Origin of the sequence: Chromohalobacter sp. HP20-39, assembly GCF_033052815.1 — a bacterium.
Taxonomy (GTDB): Bacteria; Pseudomonadota; Gammaproteobacteria; order Pseudomonadales; family Halomonadaceae; genus Chromohalobacter.
The window spans coordinates 1-420 of record NZ_JAWHTP010000192.1 but is presented as its reverse complement, the minus strand read 5'-3'; the positions used below and the strand labels follow the sequence as shown (position 1 = coordinate 420).

The following is a 420-nucleotide window of genomic DNA, read 5'->3' as shown; positions in this document are numbered from 1 at the left end:
CGCAGACACGGGCGGATAACGAGCCTGGCACATGCGCGCTGCAGCGGATCGTTCAGGGGCTAGAAGACAGCCTGGATGGCGCTTTGCAGCTTGCCGCCGAGTGGGTTGGCGAGCAGGAAGGTGGTCACATCCAGATCTTCCAGGACTTCGGCGTCGCATCGCTGGCCGAGGCATCGCTAGAACTGCTGCGGGACATGAACGTCGACGGCACGCTGTCGGATGAGACGCTGTTCCGCGAAACCCAGCGCCGTGGCGTTGTAAGCCCCGAATTGAACTGGGTCGGCGAGCAGGAGCGCATCAAGAAGAACCGACCCAAGCCTGGGACGGCACAGATCAACGACTGAGCGGCCAAGTGCCGCACCGATTAACCGAGGCCGCAGCTAACCCCTGCGGCCTTTTTCGTGTCCAGACGGCGGATGC

Annotated in this window: 1 protein-coding gene; it reads left to right on the top strand. The window is 63.1% G+C overall.

What is annotated here, in order from left to right; genetic code table 11:
- Positions 1-344 (top strand): hypothetical protein (locus tag RVY79_RS17580; protein ID WP_317465780.1); only part of this gene is annotated, 344 nt, incomplete at its 5' end.
- Positions 345-420: the final 76 nt, after the last annotated feature.